Source organism: Thiomicrorhabdus sp. ZW0627 (assembly GCF_029767005.1).
Lineage (GTDB): Bacteria > Pseudomonadota > Gammaproteobacteria > Thiomicrospirales > Thiomicrospiraceae > Thiomicrorhabdus.
Genome location: NZ_JARUQR010000014.1, coordinates 1 through 1938 on the forward strand (window position 1 = coordinate 1; position 1938 = coordinate 1938).

At 43.8% G+C, this 1938-nt stretch carries 1 protein-coding gene and 1 pseudogene; both read right to left on the reverse strand.

Annotated features, from left to right (window positions below):
• A pseudogene (locus tag QCB45_RS11460) lies at nt 1-579 on the reverse strand (ABC transporter substrate-binding protein); the annotation flags it as partial.
• 27 nt (nt 580-606) lie between these two features.
• Complete coding sequence (locus QCB45_RS11465) at nt 607-1710, reverse strand: hypothetical protein (protein WP_279421189.1); 1104 nt, start codon at nt 1708-1710, stop codon at nt 607-609.
• Nucleotides 1711-1938: the final 228 nt, after the last annotated feature.

Genomic DNA, 1938 nt, shown 5'->3' on the forward strand with positions numbered 1-1938 from the left:
ATACACCTTACCTGCCAAACCAGGAATACGCATACGAAGCCCTTTCAAATCTTCAACGGATTCGATCGGCTTACGGAACCAACCTGTCATCTGAACACCTGTATTACCAGCAGCCAAACCGATCACATTAAACGGCTTATAAACTTCATCCCAAAGTTCTTTCCCGCCGCCTTCTTGCAACCATGCATTGGTCCCCTGGAAGTTCATTCCGAAAGGTACTGTCGTGAAATACTGCGCGGCAAAGGTCTTACCGGCCCAGTAATAAGAGTTGGCCCAGTTCATTTCGATCGTACCTTTTGATACCGCATCAAAACCTTCCATAGCCGGAATCAATTCACCCGCAGCGTAATGCTTGATGCGCAGACGTCCACCTGACAACTCTTCCACACGCTTACAGAAATAGCTTGCGCTTCCAGGCCCGGTTGAATAGAAAGGTGCACCTGCCGGATAAGCGTTGGTCATTTTCCAACGGAACGTTTTCTTATCACCGGCATTTGCAACCGCTGGTGCTGCAACCGAACCGGCCGCCGCTAAACCGGCCAAACCGGTCTTCAATAAATCTCGTCTTTTAATCGACATAAAAAACTCCTAGTAGTTAGAACTTATTTAAAATTGGATTTGAGTACCGATTTTCAATGCATTAACCGTATCGGAACCCGTGTTGTCGGTCGCGGAAAATACCGCTGATATCAAAGCATTGTGGCTGGAGATGACGTAGTTCAGACCCAATTCAGTCTTATCCATTTTTCCACCTTCGTCATAATCAAACTGCTGTACACGTGTGTAAGGCTGGAATTTACCCATACCGACCTTTTGAGGGAACATATACGAAGCTAACACCAAATAAGAATCACCAGCCTTAAGCGTAGCGTCAGTCACACCGCCAAGATCATAGGAGTAATAAGCTGCTTCTAAAGTTCCTACTCCGCCAGAGGCCAGTTTCTTTTCAAGAAGTAAATCCGCATTCCACGCCTGGAAATCTCCTTTAGCAGTATCTGTTCCAGCACCGTCTGCCTGATAGGCCCCACCAATACCGAATGACAGAATGTTTTTGCTTCCATGATAGGTACTACGGTTGTAATAGCCCGATTCGGCATCCCATAAACTCACAGCAATTCGACCTGAATACAACAGACTACCTTTATCGTTTGAGCTTGTATCACCGTTACGTCCTTGTGTCGCACCAAAGTAATACTTCACCTTTTTATCGTTTGCCAATCCCCAGAAGATGACACCGTCATCACGTCCCGCCATGATCGCCGGATATTTACGAACGGAAGGGAAGTCATATGACGCCTGATAGAAAGGACCATCCAAGTTCGCTCTATCTGTCGGGATCAATACGCGACCTGCCCACAAATTAAAGTTGTCCGTCAATTGAAACTTTGCAGCGGCATCAAGTAACTTAATGTTATCGTTCGCATCCTTTTCGGTGTTAAATGTAAACTGAACACCTTTTAACGCCTGAGCAGTTAAATAAAAGCGCATGTTCTGAATTGCAAAATCGGTTTTGTTATCCGATCCGCTCGGCGCTGCGTCTTCAACGATATTCATGCTGGCTCTTAATCCGGCACCAACCTTAATCCAACGGTCATCATCAGCCTTAATCGTTACACCAGCATAAGAAGCAGGCGCGATAGACATCAAGCTACCGCCCGCAATCGCACAGGCCAACAAACCTACTGCTCGGTTATTTACTTTTGTGGTCATTCTTCATCATCTCCCAGATATATAATTAATTTTTCAGAGTTTAATTTCATTTGTAAAGTAAGCGAATTGCCTTGAGCAGAAACGATGCCACTTCAAAAAAACAAATGTAACTATATGAAAAATAAGAATTAATCAAAATATAATTATTAATTAATATTTTTGTAACCTTATTGATGCACCATTGGAGAAATGAATTTTCAAGACCTTTTGTAAACTAACTGCAAAAAA

Excerpts from the sequence above, each read along its gene's own strand:
- QCB45_RS11465 (WP_279421189.1), bottom strand. The coding sequence starts at position 1,710 with ATGACCACAAAAGTAAATAACCGAGCAGTAGGTTTGTTGGCCTGTGCG.